The 256-nt window shown below is 63.7% G+C and carries 1 protein-coding gene; it reads right to left on the reverse strand.

All coding sequences use genetic code 11. The features are described from left to right. On the reverse strand, positions 1 to 238 hold a 238-nt coding region (locus ACLJNW_RS26590; protein WP_410961564.1), incomplete at its 3' end, for a nuclear transport factor 2 family protein. Between the last annotated feature and the right edge of the window lie 18 nt (positions 239 to 256).

Consider the following 256-nt stretch of genomic DNA (forward strand, 5'->3'; position numbering starts at 1 on the left):
TCGCGTACCACTGGGACTGGGTAAGCTGCCCCAGGCTTCCCTTCTTGTCTACGAAGAAGAGCTTGGCGTCGGGCCAGAACGCCTTACGCAAGCTTTCGACGTCGTTGAATTTGAGACCGTGCAGGTAGGACTCGACCACCGACCGGACCTGGGCTTCGTCACTGGCAGGGGAGTTCTGGGCCCGGAGCGGGGCGGCGACGAACGCGAGGAGGACAAGGGCGCTGGCGCGGCTGGACATGGCTGTTCCTCTGTAGGG

Source organism: Salmonella sp. SAL4457 (genome assembly GCF_046548235.1).
Lineage (GTDB): Bacteria > Pseudomonadota > Gammaproteobacteria > Enterobacterales > Enterobacteriaceae > Salmonella > Salmonella enterica.